Annotated in this window: 21 protein-coding genes; 10 read left to right on the plus strand and 11 right to left on the minus strand. The window is 61.4% G+C overall.

What is annotated here, in order from left to right:
- Positions 1 to 34: 34 nt before the first annotated feature.
- Both olsB and K5Y35_RS00955 read left to right on the plus strand, forming a co-directional pair.
- Positions 35 to 790 carry an L-ornithine N(alpha)-acyltransferase gene (gene olsB, locus K5Y35_RS00950; protein WP_016982801.1) on the plus strand — a complete coding sequence of 252 codons (756 nt, stop codon included), beginning with the start codon at positions 35 to 37 and terminating at the stop codon, positions 788 to 790.
- Positions 790 to 1,584 (plus strand): lysophospholipid acyltransferase family protein, encoded by a 795-nt coding sequence (locus tag K5Y35_RS00955; RefSeq protein WP_123465356.1) that lies wholly within the window; start codon positions 790 to 792, stop codon positions 1,582 to 1,584. Before olsB ends, K5Y35_RS00955 begins: the two co-directional genes overlap by 1 nt.
- A 69-nt stretch (positions 1,585 to 1,653) precedes the next feature.
- Here the strand turns inward: K5Y35_RS00955 and K5Y35_RS00960 are convergent, their stop codons facing one another.
- The gene (locus K5Y35_RS00960; RefSeq protein ID WP_123465354.1) at positions 1,654 to 2,226 is read right to left on the minus strand and encodes an ACP phosphodiesterase; all 573 of its coding nucleotides are present in this window, start codon (positions 2,224 to 2,226) and stop codon (positions 1,654 to 1,656) included.
- 168 nt (positions 2,227 to 2,394) lie between these two features.
- Between K5Y35_RS00960 and K5Y35_RS00965 the strand changes: the two genes are divergently transcribed.
- From K5Y35_RS00965 to K5Y35_RS00975, 3 genes are read left to right on the plus strand one after another with little or no spacing between them, the layout of a single operon-like run.
- A complete protein-coding gene (locus K5Y35_RS00965) occupies positions 2,395 to 2,697 on the plus strand; it encodes an ArsR/SmtB family transcription factor (protein ID WP_016771327.1) in 303 nt (100 codons plus the stop codon).
- A gap of 34 nt (positions 2,698 to 2,731) precedes the next feature.
- A complete protein-coding gene (locus tag K5Y35_RS00970; protein ID WP_222833511.1) occupies positions 2,732 to 3,898 on the plus strand; it encodes an MFS transporter in 1,167 nt (388 codons plus the stop codon).
- 28 nt (positions 3,899 to 3,926) lie between these two features.
- On the plus strand, positions 3,927 to 4,976 hold the full coding sequence (locus K5Y35_RS00975; RefSeq protein WP_123465350.1) for an alkene reductase: 1,050 nt from the start codon (positions 3,927 to 3,929) through the stop codon (positions 4,974 to 4,976).
- A gap of 376 nt (positions 4,977 to 5,352) precedes the next feature.
- On the opposite strand, the gene emhR is transcribed toward K5Y35_RS00975, so the two are convergent.
- Positions 5,353 to 5,985, minus strand: coding sequence for an efflux system transcriptional repressor EmhR (gene emhR, locus K5Y35_RS00980; RefSeq protein WP_123465348.1), 633 nt, complete (start codon positions 5,983 to 5,985; stop codon positions 5,353 to 5,355).
- Positions 5,986 to 6,251: 266 nt separating this feature from the next.
- Here emhR and emhA point away from each other — a divergent pair, with 266 nt between their 5' ends.
- The 5 genes from emhA to K5Y35_RS01005 all read left to right on the plus strand — a co-directional run bounded on the left by emhA (position 6,252) and on the right by K5Y35_RS01005 (position 14,815).
- Positions 6,252 to 7,409, plus strand: a complete 1,158-nt coding sequence (emhA, locus tag K5Y35_RS00985) for an efflux RND transporter periplasmic adaptor subunit EmhA (RefSeq protein WP_222833512.1) — start codon at positions 6,252 to 6,254, stop codon at positions 7,407 to 7,409.
- Positions 7,410 to 7,412: 3 nt separating this feature from the next.
- Positions 7,413 to 10,577 (plus strand): efflux RND transporter permease subunit EmhB, encoded by a 3,165-nt coding sequence (emhB, locus tag K5Y35_RS00990; protein WP_123465343.1) that lies wholly within the window; start codon positions 7,413 to 7,415, stop codon positions 10,575 to 10,577.
- Positions 10,574 to 12,034 carry an efflux RND transporter outer membrane subunit EmhC gene (gene emhC, locus K5Y35_RS00995; protein ID WP_123465341.1) on the plus strand — a complete coding sequence of 487 codons (1,461 nt, stop codon included), beginning with the start codon at positions 10,574 to 10,576 and terminating at the stop codon, positions 12,032 to 12,034. Before emhB ends, emhC begins: the two co-directional genes overlap by 4 nt.
- A 444-nt stretch (positions 12,035 to 12,478) precedes the next feature.
- Positions 12,479 to 13,738 (plus strand): OprD family porin, encoded by a 1,260-nt coding sequence (locus K5Y35_RS01000; RefSeq protein ID WP_222833513.1) that lies wholly within the window; start codon positions 12,479 to 12,481, stop codon positions 13,736 to 13,738.
- A gap of 270 nt (positions 13,739 to 14,008) precedes the next feature.
- Positions 14,009 to 14,815 (plus strand): methyltransferase domain-containing protein, encoded by an 807-nt coding sequence (locus K5Y35_RS01005; protein ID WP_222833514.1) that lies wholly within the window; start codon positions 14,009 to 14,011, stop codon positions 14,813 to 14,815.
- Positions 14,816 to 14,933: 118 nt separating this feature from the next.
- Here K5Y35_RS01005 and pcaC read toward each other — a convergent pair whose 3' ends face one another.
- The 9 genes from pcaC to K5Y35_RS01050 form a co-directional block, all read right to left on the minus strand.
- Positions 14,934 to 15,326 (minus strand): 4-carboxymuconolactone decarboxylase, encoded by a 393-nt coding sequence (gene pcaC, locus K5Y35_RS01010; RefSeq protein WP_095113833.1) that lies wholly within the window; start codon positions 15,324 to 15,326, stop codon positions 14,934 to 14,936.
- 10 nt (positions 15,327 to 15,336) lie between these two features.
- Positions 15,337 to 16,128: a 3-oxoadipate enol-lactonase gene (pcaD, locus tag K5Y35_RS01015; RefSeq protein WP_128616248.1), complete on the minus strand. Its 792-nt coding sequence runs from the start codon at positions 16,126 to 16,128 to the stop codon at positions 15,337 to 15,339.
- Between the two features lie 11 nt (positions 16,129 to 16,139).
- On the minus strand, positions 16,140 to 17,504 hold the full coding sequence (locus tag K5Y35_RS01020; protein WP_222833515.1) for a 3-carboxy-cis,cis-muconate cycloisomerase: 1,365 nt from the start codon (positions 17,502 to 17,504) through the stop codon (positions 16,140 to 16,142).
- Positions 17,505 to 17,549: 45 nt separating this feature from the next.
- Complete coding sequence (locus tag K5Y35_RS01025) at positions 17,550 to 18,845, minus strand: MFS family transporter (protein ID WP_222833516.1); 1,296 nt, start codon at positions 18,843 to 18,845, stop codon at positions 17,550 to 17,552.
- 261 nt (positions 18,846 to 19,106) lie between these two features.
- Entirely contained in the window at positions 19,107 to 19,673 is a 567-nt protein-coding gene (pcaG, locus tag K5Y35_RS01030) for a protocatechuate 3,4-dioxygenase subunit alpha (RefSeq protein WP_222833517.1), read from the minus strand.
- A gap of 1 nt (position 19,674) precedes the next feature.
- Positions 19,675 to 20,379: a protocatechuate 3,4-dioxygenase subunit beta gene (gene pcaH / locus K5Y35_RS01035; RefSeq protein ID WP_123465327.1), complete on the minus strand. Its 705-nt coding sequence runs from the start codon at positions 20,377 to 20,379 to the stop codon at positions 19,675 to 19,677.
- A 37-nt stretch (positions 20,380 to 20,416) separates the two neighbouring features.
- Positions 20,417 to 21,622, minus strand: coding sequence for a 3-oxoadipyl-CoA thiolase (gene pcaF / locus K5Y35_RS01040; RefSeq protein WP_185015789.1), 1,206 nt, complete (start codon positions 21,620 to 21,622; stop codon positions 20,417 to 20,419).
- Positions 21,619 to 22,398, minus strand: a complete 780-nt coding sequence (locus K5Y35_RS01045; RefSeq protein WP_123465323.1) for a CoA-transferase subunit beta — start codon at positions 22,396 to 22,398, stop codon at positions 21,619 to 21,621. The genes pcaF and K5Y35_RS01045 overlap by 4 nt, the downstream gene beginning before the upstream one ends.
- Positions 22,398 to 23,255 carry a CoA transferase subunit A gene (locus K5Y35_RS01050; RefSeq protein ID WP_123465321.1) on the minus strand — a complete coding sequence of 286 codons (858 nt, stop codon included), beginning with the start codon at positions 23,253 to 23,255 and terminating at the stop codon, positions 22,398 to 22,400. Before K5Y35_RS01050 ends, K5Y35_RS01045 begins: the two co-directional genes overlap by 1 nt.
- Between the last annotated feature and the right edge of the window lie 105 nt (positions 23,256 to 23,360).

Consider the following 23,360-nt stretch of genomic DNA (forward strand, 5'->3'; position numbering starts at 1 on the left):
CACGACGGGTTAAAGGCCCGTACGGAGATTCACAATGACTCAGATCGCCCGCATCAGCGACACCGGCAATGAACGCCGCCTGCAAGCCGAACGCCTGATCGGCGCCGAGGCTCTGCAGCAAGCCCAGGCCCTGCGTTTCAACGTTTTCAGCGGCGAGTTCAACGCCAAACTGAAAGGCGCGGAACTGGGTCTGGACATGGATGACTATGATGTTCACTGCAGCCACATCGGTGTGCGTGACTTGAACACCGGCCGTTTGGTCGCGACCACCCGCCTGCTCGATCACACCGCCGCCAGCAGCCTGGGCAAGTTCTACAGCGAAGAAGAATTCAGCCTGCATGGCCTGGCGCATCTGCAAGGCCCGATTCTGGAAATCGGCCGCACCTGCGTCGACCCGGCCTACCGCAACGGCGGCACCATCGCCGTGCTCTGGGGTGAACTGGCGGAAGTGTTGAATCAGGGCGGTTACAGCTACTTGATGGGTTGCGCGAGCATTCCGATGCAGGACGGCGGTATCCAGGCCCACGCGATCATGCAGCGCCTGCGCGAACGTTATCTGTGCACCGAAAACCTGCGCGCCGAGCCGAAGAACCCGCTGCCGACGCTGGACATCCCGTCCAACGTGATCGCCGAAATGCCGCCCCTGCTCAAGGCTTATATGCGTCTGGGCGCGAAGATCTGCGGCGAGCCGTGCTGGGACGAAGACTTCCAGGTTGCCGACGTGTTTATCCTGCTCAAGCGCGACGAACTCTGCCCGCGCTACGCCAAGCACTTCAAGGCGGCGGTGTGATGAGCCGGCTGCGGGTGTACGCGCGAATCGCGCGAGTGTTGCTGGTGGTGGCACTGGGTTTGACCATGGCCAGCGTCTTTGGTGTGTTCGAACGGATTGGCCTGGCGCATTCAATGGAGCGTCGCCAGCGCTGGTCGCGCTTTTTCATGGCGCGTCTGAGCAATGCCCTGCCCTTTCGCGTGACCGTGCACGGCGAGCTGCCAAAGCAGCCGATGCTGTGGGTCAGCAATCATGTGTCGTGGACCGACATTCCCTTGCTGGGCATGCTGACGCCGCTGTCGTTTCTGTCCAAAGCCGAAGTGCGCACCTGGCCGGTGGCCGGCTGGCTGGCGGCTAAGGCCGGCAGCCTGTTCATCCGTCGCGGTTCGGGCGACAGCCAGTTGATCCGCAAGCAGATGACCCGTCACCTGCAAACCGATCATGCGCTGCTGATGTTCCCGGAAGGCACCACCACCGACGGCCGCTCGCTGCGGACCTTCCATGGGCGCCTGTTGTCGGCAGCGATTGATTCGCAAGTGATGCTGCAACCGGTGGCGATCCGTTATCTGCGCGATGGCGAAATCGACGCGCTGGCGCCGTTCATTGGTGACGACGATTTGCTCTCGCATCTGATGCGCCTGTTCAGCCACGATTGCGGTGACGTAGAAGTGCACCTGCTCAAGCCCATTGCCTGCCAGGGTCGTGAGCGTGCGGCATTGGCGTTTGAAGCGCAGCAGGCGGTGCAGAAGGCGTTGTTTGGTGAGGTGGCGAAACCTGCTGAACCACGTCGTGCCGGCGAGCTGATCGCCGCCTGAAACACATTTCCCGAAATCGACAAATGACCCTGTGGGAGCGGGCTTGCCCGCTCCCACAGGGATCCAGGTTTATTGGTCGAAGCGTGCGAAGTCCTGAAGTTGCGGGTAGAACAACCGGAAGTCTTCGCTCAATGGCTCATACAACCGCCGCAATTCCTGCATCGCCCCCGCCAGTTCTTCCGGCCGAGTCAACCGCCGCGAGATCCCGCGCAATACCTGCTCCAGCACTTCAAATTCCTGATACGAACCCAGCCAGTCATTGGCGACCATGTGCGGGGCAATCTTCGCCAGTCGCTCGGGCAATTGCGGTTCACGGGACAGCACCCGGTACACATCTGCGGTGAAGTGCTCCAGCGGCTGATCGGCATACAGCGTCCAGTCCCGCGCCAGGCAATGATCAAAAAACACATCGAGGACGATCCCGGCATAACGCCGGCGGGTCTGGGTAAAGCGCCCGAGGGCGGTGTCCACCAACGGATGACGATCGGTAAATACGTCAATCCGTCGATGCAGTTGAATGGCCGCCTCGACCTCCGGAGCGAACTGCCCTTGCAGCCGGCCTTTGACGAAGTCGCCATAGAGGCTGCCGAGTAATTGGCCGGGACGCTGGCCACCGAGGTGCAAATGTGCGAGATAGTTCATGGGCGCAGCTTAGCACTGCGTCCTGTAATCAACACCCCATGTATCGTTATAACTCGATATACCGATTTATGCTGAGTTCAGATCAAAATCATATTGGTGTATCGCGAACTAACGATTTAAAGTTCGCCTCATCGCGATATAGCGTTGTACACACACGAGCACCCTGCCATGAACCTTGACCTCGACGAAATAATAAAAGCCCTGGCGCACCCAGTACGGCGAGACATCCTCAACTGGCTGAAAGACCCGAAAGGCGAGTTCCCGGAACAGTTGCACAACCACGAGTACGGCATCTGCGCCGGGCAGATCGATCAGCGCTGCGGCCTGTCGCAATCGACTGTCTCGGCACACCTGGCAACGTTGCAACGCGCCGGTCTGATCAGCAGCCAGAAGGCCGGTCAATGGCACTTTTTCAAACGTAACGAGGACGTGATCCAGGCGTTCCTCAGCACCCTCAGTAAAGAGCTCTGACCCTTAACGTCAGCCAGCCGACAAGGAAACCTGCATGCCCCTCTCGCTACTCATACTCGCCTTGAGCGCCTTCGCCATCGGCACCACCGAGTTCGTCATCATGGGCCTGCTGCCCGATGTGGCGGCCGACCTCGGTGTGTCGATCCCCGGCGCCGGCTGGCTGGTGACCGGCTACGCCCTCGGCGTGGCCATCGGTGCACCGTTCATGGCTCTGGCCACGGCAAAACTGCCACGCAAGGCTGCACTGGTCGCGTTGATGGGCATCTTTATTGTCGGCAACCTGCTTTGCGCCATCGCCAGTGACTACAACGTGCTGATGTTTGCCCGCGTGATCACTGCGCTGTGCCACGGTGCCTTCTTCGGTATCGGTTCGGTGGTGGCGGCCAATCTGGTGCCGGCGAACAAACGCGCTTCGGCCGTGGCCCTGATGTTCACCGGCCTGACCCTGGCCAACGTCCTCGGCGTGCCGCTGGGCACCGCACTGGGTCAGGAAGCCGGCTGGCGTTCGACCTTCTGGGCCGTGACCGTCATCGGTGTGATCGCACTGATCGGCCTGATCCGCTTCCTGCCGGCCAAGCGTGACGAAGAAAAACTCGACATGCGCGCCGAACTCGCCGCCCTCAAAGGCGCCGGTATCTGGCTGTCGCTGAGCATGACCGCGCTGTTCGCCGCCTCGGTGTTCACCCTGTTCACTTACGTGGCGCCGCTGCTCGGCGAAGTCACCGGCGTGTCGCCCCGTGGCGTGACCTGGACGCTGGTGCTGATCGGCCTGGGCCTGACGGTCGGCAACATCATCGGCGGCAAGCTGGCCGACAAAGGCATGGCCGCCACGCTGATCGGCGTATTCATCGCCATGGCCGTGGTCTCCACCGTGCTGACCTGGACCAGCGTCGCGCTGATCCCGACAGAAATCACCCTGTTCCTCTGGGCCACCGCCTGTTTCGCCGCCGTGCCGGCACTGCAAGTCAACGTGGTGACCTTCGGCAAAGCGGCACCGAACCTGGTTTCGACCCTGAACATCGGCGCGTTCAACGTCGGCAATGCCCTTGGCGCCTGGGTCGGCGGCACCGTCATCGCGCACGGCTACGGCCTGACCAGCGTGCCGCTCGCAGCCGCCGCGCTGGCAGTGCTCGCCCTGCTGGTGACCCTGATTACTTTCCGTCAGAACGGCAACGCCGATCTGGCCCCGGCAACCAACTGATTAACTTTTACTTATGAGGGTTGTAGACATGGCAACTATTTTTGATCCGATCAAACTCGGCGACGTCGAACTGGCCAACCGCATCATCATGGCCCCGCTGACTCGCTGCCGCGCCGACGAAGGCCGTGTGCCGAACGCGCTGATGGCCGAGTACTACGTACAACGCGCCTCTGCCGGCCTGATCCTGTCCGAAGCCACCTCGGTGACACCGATGGGCGTCGGTTACCCGGACACCCCGGGTATCTGGTCCAATGACCAGGTGCGTGGCTGGGCCAACGTGACCAAGGCCATTCACGCGGCCGGCGGCAAGATCTTCCTGCAACTGTGGCACGTTGGCCGTATCTCCCACGAGTCGTACCTGAACGGTGAAACCCCGGTTGCGCCGAGCGCGATTCAGCCTAAAGGTCACGTCAGCCTGGTGCGTCCAATGGCTGACTACCCAACCCCGCGCGCTCTGGAAACCGCTGAAATCGCCGACATCGTCGACGCTTACCGCACCGGTGCCGAAAACGCCAAGGCGGCTGGTTTCGACGGCGTGGAAATCCACGGCGCCAACGGTTACCTGCTCGACCAGTTCCTGCAAAGCAGCACCAACCAGCGTACCGACCTCTACGGCGGCTCCCTGGAAAACCGCGCCCGTCTGCTGCTGGAAGTGACTGACGCGGCGATCGAAGTCTGGGGCGCTGGCCGCGTCGGTGTGCACCTGGCACCGCGCGCCGATTCCCACGACATGGGCGATGACAACCTGGCGGAAACCTTCACCTACGTCGCCCGTGAGCTGGGCAAACGCGGTATCGCGTTCATCTGCTCCCGCGAGAAAGAAGGCGCCGACAGCCTCGGCCCACAACTGAAGGAAGCCTTCGGTGGCCCGTACATCGCCAACGAACGTTTCACCAAAGACAGCGCCAACGCTTGGCTGGCGGCTGGCAAGGCAGATGCCGTGGCCTTCGGCGTGCCGTTCATCGCCAACCCGGATCTGCCGGCACGCCTGAAGGCGGATGCGCCGTTGAACGAGGCGCGTCCAGAGCTGTTCTACGCCAAAGGCCCGATCGGCTACATCGACTACCCGACGCTGTAAGCCGTAACGTTGGAAGACAAAAGCCCCCGACTCGTGAGAGCCGGGGGCTTTTTTGTTCGCCTGGAGATTGATTGGGTGGCTGAGTACGTGGCCCCTCACCCCAGCCCTCTCCCAAGGGCGAGGGGGCCGATCTGTGTGCTTTTCAAATCTGGAGTTCGACCCTGATATCTCAGGTCGGTGTAACTCGAATAAACAACACGGTCAGTCCCCTCTCCCTCTGGGAGAGGGTTAGGGTGAGGGCAGCAGCCAACACTTGTTCACACAGAAGACACAAATTCCCTACAAAATGCGTAGCTCGCTACGTATAAACTCCCTGCCGCGAACGTATATAAAAGCCGGCCAATTGACATAGGCTGTGCCAATTACGCATTTTGTTTCATTTGCGCAGGCTGGGGCTCAGGCGCAGCATATCCAACCCTGTATCGACCCAACGCTCGGCCTCGGCATGCAGCTCAAAGCTGTCCGGCGCCAGAAGCCATCCATACAGGAGGCCATCAATATAGCCATGAATACTGATGGCCGCACGGGCGGTGTCGAGATCTTCCGGCAACTGGCCGCGATTGACCGCATTACGCAAGGTCAGCGCGATGCGCTCATTGCAATCGAGACTGACTTCCCGGCGCTGCTGACGCAGATCGCACATTTCATCGGTGAACTCGCACTTATGAAACAGAATTTCGTTGATACGCCGGGTTTTCGGGTCCAGCGCAACTTGATGAAACAAATGAATCAGCAATTGGCGCATGCAGCCCAGCGGATCCAGCTCATCCTCACTTTCACTGGCCCGAGCCAGCTCATCCAGCGGCTCCCGCAAGGAGTCGAGCATGGCCTGTACCAGATCGGCCTTGTTGCTGAAGTGCCAATAAATAGCACCGCGCGTGACGCCGGCCAACGCCGCAATATCCGCCAGGGTGGTGCGCGCAACGCCCCTTTCATAAAAAGCTTTCTCCGCCGCTTCCAGAATCTGGCTACGGGTTTCTTGAGCTTCCTCTTTGGTACGACGGACCATGGCAGTAAAACCTCAAACAGGATGTTTCAGGGATGGCTGAATATCCGCTGAATAAAGAGGGGGCGATCTCTCGTGAATCGGCTCCCCGGCCTACAATTTCAAACCTTGCGACGCGTTTTGTAACAGGGTGGGTACAACGCCAAGGTGTTTACAAACAACCATGAACGTAAGTATATTCCTTAGCAAGCTACTTATCCACCCGGAAGCCGTTTTTTACCCTTCCACACTTCTTGTGCGTTTTTCGCGCGCCTGACCCGAGGATTTTCATGCAATTCAAGCCAGCTGTTACCGCTCTGGTCACTGCCGTCGCCCTGGCATCGCTGCTCAGCGGATGTAAAAAGGAAGAAGCGGCTCCAGCCGCTCCGCCTCCTCAGGTCGGCGTCGTCACCCTGCAACCACAAGCGTTCACCCTCACGTCCGAACTGCCGGGGCGCACCAGTGCGTACCGCATTGCTGAAGTTCGACCGCAGGTCAACGGCATCATCCTCAAGCGTCTGTTCAAGGAAGGCGGCGACGTCAAAGCCGGCCAGCAGCTGTATCAGATTGACCCGGCGGTCTATGAAGCGACCCTGAAAAGCGCCGAAGCCAGCCTGCGTTCGACCAAGTCGATCTCCGACCGCTACAAGCAACTGGTCGATGAGCAGGCCGTGAGCCGTCAGGAATACGACACCGCCGTGTCCAACCGTATGGAATCGGAAGCGGCGTTGCAGAGCGCACAGATCAACGTGCGTTACACCAAGGTGTACGCGCCGATCTCCGGGCGAATCGGCCGTTCTTCGGTCACCGAAGGTGCCTTGGTGAGCAATGGTCAAACCGACGCCATGGCCGTGATCCAGCAATTGGACCCGATCTACGTTGACGTCACCCAGTCTTCGGTGGAGCTGCTGGAGCTGCGCCGCGAACTGGAAAGCGGTCGTCTGCAAAAAGCTGGCGACAACGCCGCCGCCGTCAAACTGACCCTGGAAGACGGCAGCCAATACAAGCTCGACGGTAAGCTGGAATTCTCCGAAGTGTCGGTCGACCAGACCACCGGTTCGGTGACTCTGCGTGCCGTGTTCCCGAACCCGGATCACACCCTGTTGCCAGGCATGTTCGTCCACGCCCAGTTGCAGGCTGGTGTGAACAGCGCGGCTATCCTCGCTCCGCAGCAAGGCGTGACCCGTGACCTCAAAGGCACGCCGACCGCACTGGTCGTCGGCCCGGACAACAAAGTCGAGTTGCGTCAGTTGAAGGCCAGCCGCACTGTCGGCAGCCAGTGGCTGATCGAAGACGGTTTGAAGGCCGGCGATCGCCTCATCACCGAAGGGCTGCAATTCGTCAAACCGGGCGTCGAGGTCAAACCGACCGAAGCGACCAACGTCGACACCAAAAACCCGGCCCCCGCTCAGGCAGCTGACAAAGCCGCTGGCGGCAAAGGGGAGTAACTCATGTCGAAATTTTTTATCGACCGTCCGATTTTCGCCTGGGTAATTGCCCTGGTGATCATGCTGGTCGGGGCACTCTCGATCCTGAAACTGCCGATCAACCAGTACCCGAGCATTGCGCCTCCGGCCATCGCGATCTCCGTGACCTACCCGGGCGCTTCAGCGCAAACCGTGCAGGACACCGTGGTCCAGGTGATCGAGCAGCAGCTCAACGGTATCGACAACCTGCGTTATGTGTCCTCGGAAAGTAACTCCGACGGCAGCATGACCATCACCGCGACCTTCGAGCAAGGCACCAACTCCGACACCGCGCAGGTTCAGGTTCAGAACAAGCTGAACCTGGCCACCCCGCTGCTGCCGCAGGAAGTGCAGCAACAAGGTATCCGCGTCACCAAGGCAGTGAAAAACTTCCTCCTGGTGATCGGCGTGGTGTCGCGTGACGGCAGCATGACCAAGGACGACTTGTCCAACTACATCGTGTCGAACATGCAGGACCCGATCTCGCGGACCGCCGGTGTCGGTGACTTCCAGGTCTTCGGTGCCCAGTACGCGATGCGCATCTGGCTCGACCCGGCCAAGTTGAACAACTTCAACCTGACCCCGATCGACGTGAAGACTGCCATCGCGGCGCAGAACGTCCAGGTCTCGTCCGGCCAGCTCGGCGGCTTGCCTGCCGTGCAGGGTCAGCAACTGAACGCGACGATCATCGGCAAAACCCGTCTGCAAACCGCCGAGCAGTTCAAAGAGATTCTGCTCAAGGTCAACAAGGACGGCTCGCAGGTTCGCCTCAAAGACGTCGCCGACGTCGGCCTCGGTGGTGAGAACTACGCGATCAGCGCCCAGTTCAACGGCAGCCCGGCTTCCGGCCTGGCAGTCAAACTGGCCAACGGCGCCAACGCCCTCGACACCGCCAAGGCCCTGCGTAATACCATCGACAGCCTGAAGCCGTTCTTCCCGCCAGGCATGGAAGTGGTGTTCCCGTACGACACCACGCCGGTGGTGACCGAGTCGATCAAGGGTGTGGTTGAAACCCTGGTCGAAGCGATCGTGCTGGTGTTCCTGGTGATGTTCCTGTTCCTGCAAAACTTCCGCGCCACGGTCATCACCACGATGACCGTGCCGGTGGTACTGCTCGGTACGTTCGGCATCCTCGCCGCCGCCGGTTTCAGCATCAACACCCTGACCATGTTCGGCATGGTGCTGGCCATCGGCTTGCTGGTGGACGACGCCATCGTCGTGGTGGAAAACGTCGAACGGGTGATGAGCGAGGAAGGCCTGTCACCGAAGGAAGCGACCAAAAAATCCATGGGCCAGATCCAGGGAGCCCTGGTCGGTATCGCCCTGGTGCTGTCGGCGGTACTGTTGCCGATGGCGTTCTTCGGCGGCTCAACCGGGGTGATCTACAAGCAGTTCTCCATCACCATCGTTTCGGCCATGGCGTTGTCGGTACTGGTTGCCCTGATCTTTACCCCTGCGCTGTGCGCCACCATGCTCAAGCCGATTCCCCATGGCGAGCACGGCATACCGAAAAAAGGCTTCTTCGGCTGGTTCAACCGTGGATTCGACCGCAGCGTCAAAAGCTACGAACGAGGCGTGGGCAATATCCTGCGTCACAAGGCCCCGTACCTGCTGGCTTACGTGATCATCTTCGTAGGGATGATCTGGCTGTTCCTGCGCATACCGTCCTCCTTCCTGCCGGAAGAAGACCAAGGCGTACTGTTTGCCCAGGTGCAGACACCGGCCGGTTCCAGTGCCCAGCGCACCCAGGTGGTCGTGGATGAAATGCGTGAGTTCCTGCTGCGTCCGAGCAAGGATGGCGGCGAAGGTGACGCGGTCTCGTCGGTGTTCACCGTCACCGGCTTCAACTTCGCCGGCCGTGGTCAGAGTTCGGGTATGGCGTTCATCATGCTCAAGCCGTGGCACGAGCGGAACGCCGACAACAGTGTGTTCAAACTCGCCGCCCGCGCCCAGCAGCACTTCTTCAGTTTCCGCGATGCAATGGTGTTTGCCTTCGCCCCGCCTGCGGTACTGGAACTGGGTAACGCCACCGGATTCGACGTGTTCCTGCAGGACCGTGCCGGTATCGGCCATGATCAACTGATGGCTGCTCGCAACCAGTTCCTCGGCATGGCAGCGCAAAGCAAAGTGCTGTCGCAGGTGCGTCCAAACGGTCTGAACGACGAGCCGCAGTTCCAGCTCGAAATCGATGACGAGAAGGCCAGTGCACTGGGTATCACCATCAGCGACATCAACAACACCCTGTCGATTGCGCTGGGCAGTAGCTACGTCAACGACTTCATCGACCGCGGTCGCGTGAAGAAGGTGTATGTCCAGGGCCAGCCGGATTCGCGGATGAGCCCGGAAGACCTGAAGAAGTGGTACGTGCGCAATGCCTCCGGCACCATGGTTCCGTTCTCGGCGTTCGCCAAGGGTGAGTGGATCTACGGGTCGCCGAAGCTGTCGCGTTACAACGGCGTGGAAGCGATGGAAATCCTCGGGGCCCCGGCACCGGGCTACTCCACCGGTGAAGCGATGGCTGAAGTCGAGGCAATCGCTGCCAAGCTGCCTAAAGGTGTCGGTATTTCCTGGACCGGACTGTCCTATGAGGAACGTCTGGCAGGCTCGCAGGCTCCGGCGCTGTTTGCACTGTCGTTGCTGATGGTATTCCTGTGTCTGGCGGCGCTGTACGAGAGCTGGTCGATCCCAATCGCCGTTGTGCTCGTAGTGCCGTTGGGGATTATCGGGGCATTGCTCGCCACCAGCCTGCGCGGCCTGTCCAACGACGTGTACTTCTTGGTGGGTCTGTTGACCACCATTGGTCTGGCGGCGAAAAACGCTATTCTGATCGTCGAGTTCGCCAAGGAGCTGCACGAGCAGGGCAACAGCCTGATCGACTCCGCAGTCGAAGCGTGCCGCATGCGTCTTCGCCCGATCATCATGACGTCCCTGGCGTTCATTCTGGGCGTCGTGCCACTGGCCATCTCCACCGGGGCCGGCTCGGGTAGCCAGCATGCCATCGGTACTGTGGTAATCGGCGGTATGATCACCGCCACGATCCTGGCGATCTTCTGGGTCCCACTGTTCTTTGTCACGGTTTCGTCCCTCGGCCAGCGTAAAATCGCCGACCAGGACGAGACGACTGAAACCCCTAAAGAGGCTGGCCAATGAGCAAGTCGCTACTCTCCATCGCAGTCGCCGCCTTCGTGCTGAGCGGTTGCTCGCTGATCCCCGATTATCAGCAGCCTGAAGCACCGGTTGCGGGCCAGTACCCGCAGGGCCCGGCGTACTCGCCGGCCCAGGCTCCGGCGCAAGCGGCTGCCGAGCAAGGCTGGAAGCAGTTTTTCCATGACCCGGCCCTGCAACAGCTGATCCAGGTCGCCCTGGAAAACAACCGCGACCTGCGTGTCGCGGCGCTGAACATCGACGCCTATGCGGCTCAATACCGCATCCAGCGTGCCGATCTGTTTCCGGCGGTGTCGGCCAATGCCAACGGCAGCCGTCAGCGGGTTCCGGCCCGTGCCTCGCAGACCGGTGAAGCGTCGATCAGCAGCTCCTACTCCGCTACCGTCGGCATCAGTGCCTACGAACTCGACTTGTTCGGTCGCGTTCGCAGCCTGAGCGAACAAGCGTTGCAACAATACTTCGCCACCGAAGAAGCACGGCGCAGTACCCAGATCAGTCTGGTGGCCAGCGTGGCCAACGCCTACCTGACCTGGCAAGCGGACAAGGAACTGCTCAAGCTCACGCAGGACACCCTTGGTGCCTTCGAGGAAAGCTACAAGCTGACCAGCCGCAGCAACGAAGTCGGCGTGGCCTCGGCACTCGACCTGGCGCAGTCGCGTACTTCCGTGGAAAACGCCCGGGCCCAACTGGCGCGTTATACCCGCCAGGTCGCGCAGGACGAAAACAGCCTGACCCTGCTGCTCGGCACCGGTATCCCGGCCAACCTGCAAGGGGCGAAGCCGCTGTCGGATGACCTGCTCAGCGACGTACCGGCCGGTCTGCCATCGGACTTGCTGCAACGTCGTCCGGACATCCTGCAAGCCGAGTACAACCTGAAGGCGGCCAACGCCAACATCGGCGCGGCCCGTGCCGCGTTCTTCCCGAGCATCAGCCTGACCGCCAATGCGGGCAGCCTGAGCCCGGACCTGTCCGGTCTGTTCAAGGGTGGTTCGGGGACGTGGCTGTTCCAGCCGCAGATCAACCTGCCGATCTTCAACGCCGGCAGCCTGCGCGCCAGCCTCGACTACGCCAAGATCCAGAAGGACATTGGCGTGGCGAACTACGAGAAGTCGATTCAGACCGCCTTCCAGGAAGTCGCCGACGGCCTGGCGGCCCGCCAGACCTACACCGAGCAGTTGCAGGCGCAGCGTGACTTCGTCGCGGCCAACCAGGATTACTACCGCCTGGCCGAGCGTCGTTACCGCATCGGTGTCGACAGCAACCTGACCTTCCTCGATGCCCAGCGTCAGCTGTTCAGTGCGCAACAGTCACTGATCACCGACCGCCTCGCGCAGCTGACCAGTGCGGTCAACCTGTACAAGGCCTTGGGTGGCGGCTGGAATGCGCAGACCGCGCAGAACGAAGCGCTGAAAGAAGAAGCACCGAAGATGAAGCTGTTCTAATCATCTTCAGGTGAAAACCGGAAGCCCACCGATTGGTGGGCTTTTTGTTGCCTGTCAAAACGCTGTGGTGTCCGACCCGGCCCCATCGCTGGCAAGCCAGCTCCCACAGATTTATCTGGGGGTCTGCAAATGTGTGTTCACTGAAGATCCTTGTGGGAGCTGGCTTGCCAGCGATGGGGCCTTATCAACCCCCACAAAACCCGGCAAAATCTTGCGTTCGATAATCGCCCAAAACCCGCTTTCCCCGATTGAAACCCGCCCTTCGCGCCCCGCACCATTCGCTCCACAAAACCAATAACAACAGGTTCGATACCATGCTCCCGCGCCCTGCTCCGTCCGGCTGATCGCTCGCCGCTTCATCCCCAAAAGTGCAACTTCGTAACTGCCCCGAGAACGGCGGCAACGGATTTCGTTCGACCCCAAAAAATAACAAGAGACCCTGCGATGACCCATCCCATTGCGCCGTATGCAATTCCCGGCCTGATCGCCCTGACACTGGCTGGCGCGGCCCTGCCCGTAGCGGCCGAAGAAGCCGGTTTCATCGAAGGGGCAAAGGTCAACCTCAACCTGCGCAACTTCTACATCAACCGCAACTTCACCAACCCGACCAAGGCCCAGGGCAAGGCTGAAGAATGGACGCAGAGCTTCATCCTCGACGCCAAATCCGGCTTCACCCAAGGCACCGTCGGCTTCGGCCTGGACGTACTCGGTTTGTACTCGGTGAAGCTCGATGGCGGTAAAGGCACCGGCGGCACGCAACTGCTGCCGCTGGATCACGACGGCCGTCCGGCTGACAACTTCGGTCGCACCAACGTCGCGTTCAAGGCCAAGCTGTCGCAGACCGAAATCAAGGTCGGCGAATGGATGCCGGTGCTGCCGATCCTGCGCTCCGACGACGGCCGTTCGCTGCCGCAAACCTTCCGTGGCGGGCAGATCACCTCGAAGGAAATCGACGGCTTGACCCTCTACGGCGGGCAGTTCCGCGCCAACAGTCCGCGCGACGACAGCAGCATGAGCGACATGTCGATGACCGGCAAAGCGGCGTTCACTTCCGATCGCTTCAACTTCCAGGGTGGTGAATACGTTTTCAACGACAAACGCACGCAGATCGGCCTGTGGAACGCCGAGCTCAAGGACATCTACAGCCAGCAATACGTCAACCTGATTCACAGCCAGCCACTCGGCGACTGGACGCTGGGGGCCAACCTCGGGTTCTTCTATGGCAAGGATGACGGCAGCGCCCGCGCCGGTGACCTCGATAACAAAACCTGGTCCGGAATGTTCTCGGCCCGCTACGGCGGCAACACCTTTTACCTCGGCCTGCAGAAACTCACCGGCGACAGCGCCTGGATGCGCGTCAACGGTACCAGTGGCGGCACCCTGGCCAACGACAGCTACAACGCCAGCTACGACAACGCGCAAGAACGCTCCTGGCAATTGCGCCATGACTACAACTTCGCCGCCATGGGCATTCCCGGCCTGACGCTGATGAACCGCTATATCAGCGGCGACAACGTACACACCGGAACCATCACCGACGGCAAGGAATGGGGTCGCGAATCGGAACTCGGTTACACCGTGCAAAGCGGCACGCTCAAGGACCTGAACGTGCGGTGGCGCAACTCGACCATGCGTCGCGATTTCAGCAACAACGAGTTCGACGAGAATCGCCTGATCGTCAGCTATCCGATCAGCCTGCTCTAACCCCTTGCAGGAGTGAACCTGCGCGCGAAGGCGGCATACCAGCCATCACTGTTGGTGACTGATCTACCGCCCTTGCGAGCTGGCTCACTCCTACAGGGTCGGTGCCATCCGTCAGGATCTGTGGCACATCGCGAGGCCTCGGATAAAGTAAGAAAAACCTGAAGGACTCAGGCGCCACACTCACCCGCTTCCGCTACCCATAGTTGTTGGTCCTCAAGATTTGGCCAGATTGTCATCGGAAGACACTGCTGATCATCGGAGGACCACCTCATGATCACCCGTTTCTACACCGTGCCCGACTGGGACGCCAAGGCGTACCAGCAGTTTTCCAGCCACCGGCAACGCCCGGTCAACGAATTGCTCGACCGTGTCGAACTGGACGACCCCAAACGCATTTACGACCTCGGTTGCGGCACCGGCATTGCCACGCAACTGCTGGCCGAACGCTGGCCGCGTGCGCAGTTGCATGGCGTCGACAGTTCCGCACAGATGCTCGAAGAGGCGCGTTGCCTGCCAATCAGCGCACTGTGGAAACAATGCGACCTGCTCGACTGGCAACCTGAACAACCCGCCGACCTGCTACTCGCGGCGGCGGTGTTGCACTTCATCGGTGACCACGAACAGTTGCTGCCCCGTTTGCTGGGCCATCTCAGCCCCGGCGGCTGTCTGGCGGCGCATATGCCGGACTGGCGCGATGCGTTGTGGTATCGCCTGATGCTCGACACGCTTGAGGACTCAGGCCCAGGCCACACGCCCATGGGCAGTGCGCAATTGCGCCAGCGCATGGCCGCGCGACCGTTGCTGTCGCTGGAGGATTACTACCGCTTGCTGGCGCCACTGACCACGTCGCTGGATATCTGGGAAACCGAACAACTGCAGGTGGTTGACGGCAAGTCGCCGATTTATGACTGGGTAAAGGTGTCGGCGCTGCGGTCGGTGATGCAGGCGCTGAACTCAGAAGAACAGGCGCGGTTTATCTACCACTTCATGATGCGCGTGCATGCGCATTATCCGCAGGAGAAAAACGGCAATACGCTGTTTCCGTTCAAGCGGATTTTCATTGTGGCCAGGGTTTAATTCATCAAGGCACCTAACGCTATCGCTGGCAAGCCAGCTCCCACAGCCATGTTCAGTGAACACCATTTTTGTGTACACCCGAAAACCTGTGAGAGCCGGCATGCCAGCGATGGCGCCATTACTCCCGGGATTCGACGCCTAGCTCATCCCAAACAGATTCGGCCAGGTGGAACGTCGCATTGGCCGCCGGAATCCCGCAATAAATAGCACTCTGCATGATCACTTCCTTGATCTCGCTACGGCTCACGCCGTTATTGGCCGCCGCCCGCAGGTGCAGTTTCAGTTCGCCCTCGCGGTTCATGCCAATCAGCATGGCGATGGTGATCAGGCTGCGGGTATGCCGCGGCAACCCCGGACGTGTCCAGATATCGCCCCAAGCGTGGCGGGTGATCATTTCCTGAAACTCCGAGTTGAACTCGGTCAGGGTGGTGAGGCTGCGATCGACATGCGCATCGCCCAGCACCGCACGGCGAACCTGCATGCCCTCGTCGTAACGTTGTTTCTCGTCCACAAACACTTCCTCACTGAGCCTGCAAAAACGCCAGCACGCGATCACTGAAATCCGCACCGGCCTGCACGTTGGACAAATGCGCCGCATAGAACTCGGCGTACTCGGCGCCGCGCACATGTGCCTGAATGAAATGCCCGCCGGACGGCGGTGTCACCGCATCTTCGGTGCCGGCAATCACCAGCAGCGGCAGGTTGATCGAGGCCAACTGTTCACGGAAGTCGGCATCGCGCACCGCCGCGCAGTTGGCTGCGTAACCTTCAGGCGAGGTGGCCGCGAGCATGTCGGTGATTTTCTTCGCTGCGGCCGGATCGGCCGCTGAAAAGTCCGGGGTGAACCAGCGCGCAATCGACGCATCACGCAGGGCGACCATCGCTGCCGGGCCATCACGCAGCACAGTTTCGATGCGCGGGTTCCACACCGACGGGTCGCCGATCTTCGCCGCGGTGTTGCACACGATCAATTTGTGCAGACGATGCCCGGCGTTGATCCCCAGCCACTGGCCGATCAAACCACCCATCGACAGCCCGCAGAAATGCGCACGCTCGATGTGCAATGCATCGAGCAGACCCAGCACGTCGCGGCCCAGTTGTTCGATGCTGTAAGGCCCCGCTGTCACCAGCGACTGGCCGTGGCCACGGGTATCGAAACGCAGCACGCGAAAGTGTTCGGTGAACGCCGGCATCTGCGCGTCCCACATGTGCAGGTCGGTGCCCAGTGAGTTGGACAGCACCAGCACCGGCGCCTCGGCCGGGCCCTCCAGTTGATAGTGCAGTTCGCCATCGGCGAGTTGAACGAAAGCCACAGCCCTCTCCTTCAGACAGTCAAAGCGTTGTGTTCAGCCACCGCACGCTCGACCCAGACCTGCGCCTGGCCGAGGTAATGGGCGGGATTCAAAAGATCATCGAGTTCGGCGTGGCTCAACTCGGCAGTCACCTTGGGTTCGTCACCCAATACCGCACGCAAATGCCGTTGTTCGGCCACCGCCCGCTTGCAGCATTGTTCGAGCAAGTGGTGCGCGGTGTCGCGACCGACCCGTTGCGCGAGCACGATGCTCACCGCTTCGGCCAGCACCAGCCCTTGGGTCAATTCGAGGTTGCGCGCCATGCGCGCGGCGTCGACTTCCAGGCCAGCGGCGAGCAATTGCGCTTGTTGTAACGCGCCGGACACCAGGCAGCAGATCTCCGGCAGGGTTTCCCACTCGGCATGCCAGAGACCGAGGCTGCGCTCGTGCTCCTGAGGCATGGCGCTGAACAGCGTCGAGACTAGCCCCGGCACCCGGGTCGCCGCGCCGATCAACACCGCCGCGCCCACCGGATTGCGCTTGTGCGGCATGGTTGAAGAACCGCCCTTGCCCGGCGCCGACGGCTCGAACACTTCCGCCGCTTCGGTCTGCATCAACAGACTGATGTCGCGGCCGAACTTGCCAAGGCTGCCGGCGATCAAGCCGAGTACCGCACCGAACTCGACGATGCGATCACGCTGGGTGTGCCACGGTTGCTCGGGCAGCGTCAGGTGCAGTTCTTCAGCCAGGGCTTGCGCGATGGGCAACGCTTGCTCGCCGAGCGCCGCGAGCGTCCCCGACGCACCGCCGAATTGCAGCACCAGCAAGCGCGGCTTGAGTTCACGCAGACGCTGGCGGCTGCGAGTCACCGCCCCGAGCCAGCCGGCGATCTTCATGCCGAGGGTCACCGGTGTCGCGTGTTGCAACCAGGTGCGGCCGGCCAGTGGCGTGGTGGCGTAACGCTGTGCCTGGGTCACGAGCGCATCCGCCAGTTGCGCCAGATCGCTTTCGATCAACTCCAGCGCCTGACGCACTTGCAGCACCAGCCCCGAATCCATCACGTCCTGACTGGTGGCACCCAGGTGCACATAGCGTTCTGCTGCAGCGTCGGTGGCAGCGATCTGCTTGCCCAACGCCTTGACCAGCGGAATCGCCGAATTCCCCGCCGTGGCGATGGCCTCACCCAGCGCCGCGAAGTCATACAGACCGGCGTTACAGGCAGTGCCAATCGGGGCAACGGCGGACGCCGGAATCACCCCGACCCGTGCTTCGGCCCGCGCCAGTGCAGCTTCGAAGTCGAGCATCGCCTGCACGCGGCCCTGATCGCAGAACACCTCACGCATATCGCGGGCAGTGAAGTAGGCATCGAACAATTGATTGCCCGGTCGCTGAGTCATAAAAATCCTTGCCGGCGCGGGCCGTGGCGGCCCGCGCCCATCGGGTTAAAGATCGTGGTGCAGATACGCGGCCTGTTTCGGCAAGCGCAGGCTGAACAGAAACGCCACCGCCATCATCACCGTGACGTACCAGTAGAACGCGTTTTCCATGCCCCCGGCTTTCAGGCTCAGGGCAACGTATTCCGCCGAGCCGCCGAAAACCGCGTTGGCCACGGCATAGGCCAGGCCGACGCCGAGGGCGCGCACTTGCGGCGGGAACATTTCGGCTTTCACCAGGCCGCTGATCGAGGTGTAGAAACTGACGATCGCCAGCGCCACGGTGATCAGCACAAACGCCAGAATCGGGCTGCTGACGCTTTTCAGGCTCAACAGAATCGGCACCGTGAACAGCGTACCGAGCGCACCGAACCAGAGCATCGAATTACGTCGACCGATCTTGTCAGCAAGCATGCCGAACAGCGGCTGCATGCACATATACAGGAACAGCGCGCCGGTCATGATGTAGCTGGCGGTCTTGGCATGCATACCGGCGGTATTCACCAGGTACTTCTGCATGTAGGTGGTGAAGGTGTAGAAAATCAGCGAGCCACCGGCGGTGTAACCGAGCACAGTGATGAACGCGGCTTTGTGATCGCGCAACAGTGCGCGGATGCTGCCGGCGTCCTCGTTCTCGCGCATTTCCTTGCTGCTGGTTTCTTTCAGGGAGCGACGCAGGAACAACGAAATCACCGCCGCCACCGCACCGACCACAAACGGAATCCGCCAGCCGTAGGCACGCAGTTCGTCTTCGCTGAGGAACTGCTGCAGGATTACCACCAGCGACACCGCCAGCAATTGCCCGCCGATCAGGGTCACGTACTGGAACGAAGCGAAGAAGCCGCGCTGGCCCTTGAGCGCGACTTCACTCATGTAGGTCGCGGTGGTGCCGTACTCCCCGCCCACCGACAAACCTTGCAGCAGACGGGCAAACAGCAACAGCAGCGGCGCCCAGACACCGATGCTGGAATAGGTCGGCAAACAGGCGATGAGCAACGAGCCGAAGCACATCATCAGCACCGAGATCATCATCGAAGTCTTGCGGCCCTTCTTGTCCGCCAGCCGACCGAAAATCCAGCCCCCAATCGGGCGCATCAGGAACCCGGCGGCGAACACCCCGGCCGTGTTGACCAGTTGCACCGTGGGATTGTCGGAGGGGAAAAACGCCGGGGCGAAATAGATCGCACAGAAGGCATAGACATAGAAGTCGAACCATTCGACGAGGTTGCCGGACGAGGCACCGACAATCGCGAAGATGCGCTTGCTGCGCTCCTCGCCAGTGTAATCAGCGGTGGTAGTTGTCATTGTTTTTTACTCTGAAGGGACAGGTGAGAGTCTAGACACACTTTGCAACAGTCCCGTTCCACAGATACATCCAACACAGTTCCCTTGCAGGAGTGAACTATGTGGCGAGGGGATTTATCCCCGATGGGCTGCGAAGCAGCCCCAAAACGGATAATCACGAAGCAACAGACCTGGCGCATTTACCGGTTTTGCGAGCGCTGCGCACTCGGTCGGGGATAAATCCCCTCACCACAAACTCACTCCCTTGGAAGGGGATTTCGATCAGTAATCGAAGAACACCGTCTCCGCCTCAGTGCCCTGCAAAATCACATTCCACTGATAAACCCCCGCCGCATCCGGCTTGGCCAGCAACGTCGCGCGACGCTCGGCCGGTACACACTCCAGCAGCGGATCATCTACGTTCGCCGGCTCGCCTTCAAAGTAGATCCGTGTCAGCAAATGCTTCACCAGGCCACGGGCAAACACCAGCACCACCAGATGCGGCGCCTGGGTCGAGCCCTTCAGGCCTTCGACCGTGCCCGGTTTGATCGTGGTGAAACGGAAACGCCCCTCGGCGTCCACCGGCACCCGGCCGAACCCTTCGAAATGCGGGTCCAGCGGTTTGTCCTGCTCGTCTTCCGGATGCGCGTACTTGCCGGCGGCGTTGGCCTGCCAGACTTCGAGCATGGCGTCATTGACGACATCGCCATTGCCATCAATCACTTGCCCGGTGATCGCCACGCGCTCGCCGAGGGTTTGTTCAACCGCGAGGTTCTCGCGGTTCAGCCAGGTCAGGCCGATGTGGTAGTACGGCCCGACGGTGTGGGACGTGGTCGCAGTCAGCGTCATCTTATTTCTCCATCGGCGTGGCTTCACGGCCGCGCAACACGATGTCCCAGCGGTAACCGAGGGCGTAGGACGGAATGGTTTTTTCCAGATCGAAAGCGGCGATCAGACGTTCCTTGGCAGAAGTGTCCGGCACGCAGTTGTAGATCGGGTCGTAGGCCAGCAGCGGATCGCCGGGGAAGTACATTTGCGTCACCAGACGGGTGAGGATGCTCGGCCCGAACAGCGAGAAGTGGATGTGCGCCGGGCGCCACGCATTGTGGTGGTTGCCCCACGGATAGGCGCCGGGCTTGATGGTCTGGAACTGATACCAACCGTCGGCATCGGTCACGGTGCGGCCGGTGCCGGTAAAATTCGGGTCCAGCGGCGCGTCGTGCAGATCGCGCTTGTGGTTGTAGCGGCCGGCAGCGTTGGCCTGCCAGATCTCCACCAGAATCCCCGGCACCGGCAGGCCGTTTTCGTCGAGCACGCGGCCGTGAATGATGATGCGCTCGCCCAACGGTTCGCCGTCGTGCTGGGCGGTCAGGTCGTTGTCCTTGTCGGCGACGCGTTCGGCGCCGATGGTCGGACCGGTGATCTCCGACAACGAATGCGGCAGAAACACCAACGGCTTGGACGGCGAGCGCAGGTTGGTGGATTGATACGTCGGGTGCAGGTACTCGGGCTGGGTGCCTTCCTGCGGACGACGGTAGCCAGGCTTGTCAGTCATTTCGCTTTCCTCTGTTCTTATCAGTCGACGCGCTGCGTCAGACGCGTTCGATGGCCAGGGCCAGACCCTGGCCGACACCGACGCACATGGTCGCCAGACCTTTCTGGCCGCCGGTCTTTTCAAGTTGATGCAGCGCGGTCAGCACCAGGCGCGCACCGCTCATGCCCAACGGGTGACCGAGGGCAATCGCGCCACCGTTCGGGTTGACCTGCGCCGCATCGTCGGCCAGGCCCAACTCACGCAGCACCGCCAGGCCCTGGCTGGCGAAGGCTTCATTGAGTTCGATCACATCGAAATCGCTGACTGCCACGCCGAGACGCTCGGTCAATTTGCGCACCGCTGGCACCGGGCCGATGCCCATCACCCGTGGCGCGACGCCGGCGCTGGCCATGCCGAGCACTTTGGCGCGGGCGGTCAGGCCGTGTTTCTTCACCGCTTCAGCCGACGCGAGAATCAGCGCCGCAGCACCGTCGTTGACGCCGGAGGCGTTGCCGGCGGTGACGGTTTTGTCCGGGCCGTTGACCGGTTTCAATTTGCTCAGCGCTTCAATGGTGGTCTCAGCGCGCGGATGTTCGTCCTGGCTGACCACGGTTTCGCCCTTCTTGTGGGCGATGCGGACTTCGACGATTTCCTCGGCGAAGTAGCCGGCAGCCTGCGCGGCGGCGGTGCGTTGCTGACTGCGCAAAGCAAAAGCGTCCTGATCGGCGCGCGAGACTTTATAGTCATCGGCCACGTTGTCGGCGGTCTGCGGCATCGCGTCGACGCCGTACTGGGCCTTCATCAACGGGTTGATAAAGCGCCAGCCGATGGTGGTGTCTTCCAGTTTCATGTTGCGCGAAAACGCCGCGTCAGCCTTGCCCATCACGAATGGCGCGCGGGACATCGACTCGACGCCACCGGCAATCGCCAGCTCCATCTCGCCACTGGCAATCGCGCGGAACGCGGTGCCGATCGCGTCCATGCCCGATGCACAGAGACGGTTGAGGGTCACGCCCGGCACGGTTTCCGGCAGGCCGGCCAGCAGCAGCGCCATGCGCGCGACGTTGCGGTTGTCTTCGCCGGCCTGGTTGGCGCAACCGAGGAACACTTCGTCGATGGCGTTCCAGTCCACCGACGGATTGCGCTCCATCAGCGCCTTGATCGGCACGGCGGCCAGATCGTCGGCGCGCACGCCGGCCAGACCACCGCCGAAACGGCCGATGGGGGTACGAATCGCATCGCAGATATACACGTCACGCATCATGCTTCTCCCGGTGCCTGGCCGTGGGCGGCGGCGGTGCGTGCTTCGAGATCGCGCAGCGCAGTCAGTTCGACGTCGGTCGGCTCGGCGGTAATGGCGACAGGGTCGGCAAAACGAATCGCCCAGCCGGTGGCCGCGACCACTTGCTCGCGGGTCACACCGGGGTGCAGCGCGGTGACCACGAACTCATGAGTGCCCGCTTCCGGCTCCATGATGCACAGGTCGGTGATGATCCCGACCGGGCCGGCACCCGGCAGGCCCAGACGCTTGCGCGAATCGCCGCCCTCGCCATGACCGACCGAGGTGATGAAGTCGAGCTTGTCGACGAACGAACGCGCCGACTGCTTGAGGATGATCAGCACGCTTTTCGCCGAACCGGCGATTTCCGGCGCGCCACCGGCACCCGGCAGACGCACTTTCGGCGCATGGTAATCACCGACCACGGTGGTGTTGATGTTGCCGAAACGGTCGACCTGCGCCGCGCCCAGGAATCCGACGTCGATGCGCCCGCCCTGCAGCCAGTAGCGAAAAATCTCACCGGTCGGGACCACGGTGTCGGCGGTTTCCGCCAGCTCCCCGTCACCGATCGACAGCGGCAACACGCTTGGCTTGGCGCCAATCGGGCCCGACTCGTAGATCAGTACCACGTCCGGCGACGAGGTCAGGCGCGCAAGGTTCGCGGCTTTCGACGGCAGGCCGATACCGACGAAGCACACCGAGCCGTTTTTCAGGCGACGGGCTGCGGCGACGGTCATCATTTCATTGGTGGTGTACGTCATTACTTGGCCTCCGAAGCAGCGGCCAACTTGGCCTGGAACTCGCTGAAGTCAGCGCAGCCATGGATGTATTCGTTGATCCACGCGGTAAACGTCGCGCGGTCGCGAGCGATCGGGTCCCACGCCTGATAGAAACGGTTGTCGCGTTCGGTGTAACCGTGGGCGTAGGACGGGTGCGCACCACCGGGTACGTGGCAAACCGCGCTCAAGGCCCAGGTCGGCAGCACGCAGGCGTTCATCGGGGCGTTGAGGTTGTCGACGATTTCCTCGACGGTGACGATGCAGCGCTTGGCCGCCAGTGCGGCTTCTTTCTGCACACCGAGAATGCCCCACAGCAGCACGTTGCCCTGGCGGTCGGCTTTCTGCGCGTGGATCACGGTCACATCGGGACGCACCGACGGCACCGCCGCCAGCACTTCACCGGTGAACGGGCAGGTGACCGATTTGATCAGCGGGTTGACCTTCGGCAGGTCGGAACCGGCGTAAGCCCGCAACACGGCGAACGGCAGGCCGGAAGCGCCGGCAACATAGGCATTGGCCAGGTCGGCGTGGCTGTGTTCTTCGATTTCCAAAGCGTGCGGCCATTGCTTCTCGACCGCATCGCGCAGACGGTGCAGCGAACCGACGCCCGGGTTGCCGCCCCAGGAGAAAATCAGCTTGCGGGCACAACCGGCACCGATCAGTTGGTCGTAGATCAGGTCAGGCGTCATCCGCACCAGGGTCAGGTCTTTCTTGCCCTGCCGAATGATTTCATGACCCGCTGCCGTAGGGATCAGGTGAGTGAAGCCTTCGAGCGCGACGGTATCGCCGTCGTTGACGAATTGCTTCACCGCGTCGTGCAGCGAAAGGATCTCAGCCATGGAGCGGGCTCCCGTTTTTATAATGAATCGCCAGTGATAAAAAGGCGCGAGGTTCAGCGCCGGAGTCACTGCAGATTAAGCCGCTGAAAATCGCCAAACAATCCG

The sequence above is a fragment of the Pseudomonas sp. SC3(2021) genome (assembly GCF_019856535.1).
Taxonomy (GTDB): domain Bacteria; phylum Pseudomonadota; class Gammaproteobacteria; order Pseudomonadales; family Pseudomonadaceae; genus Aquipseudomonas; species Aquipseudomonas monsensis.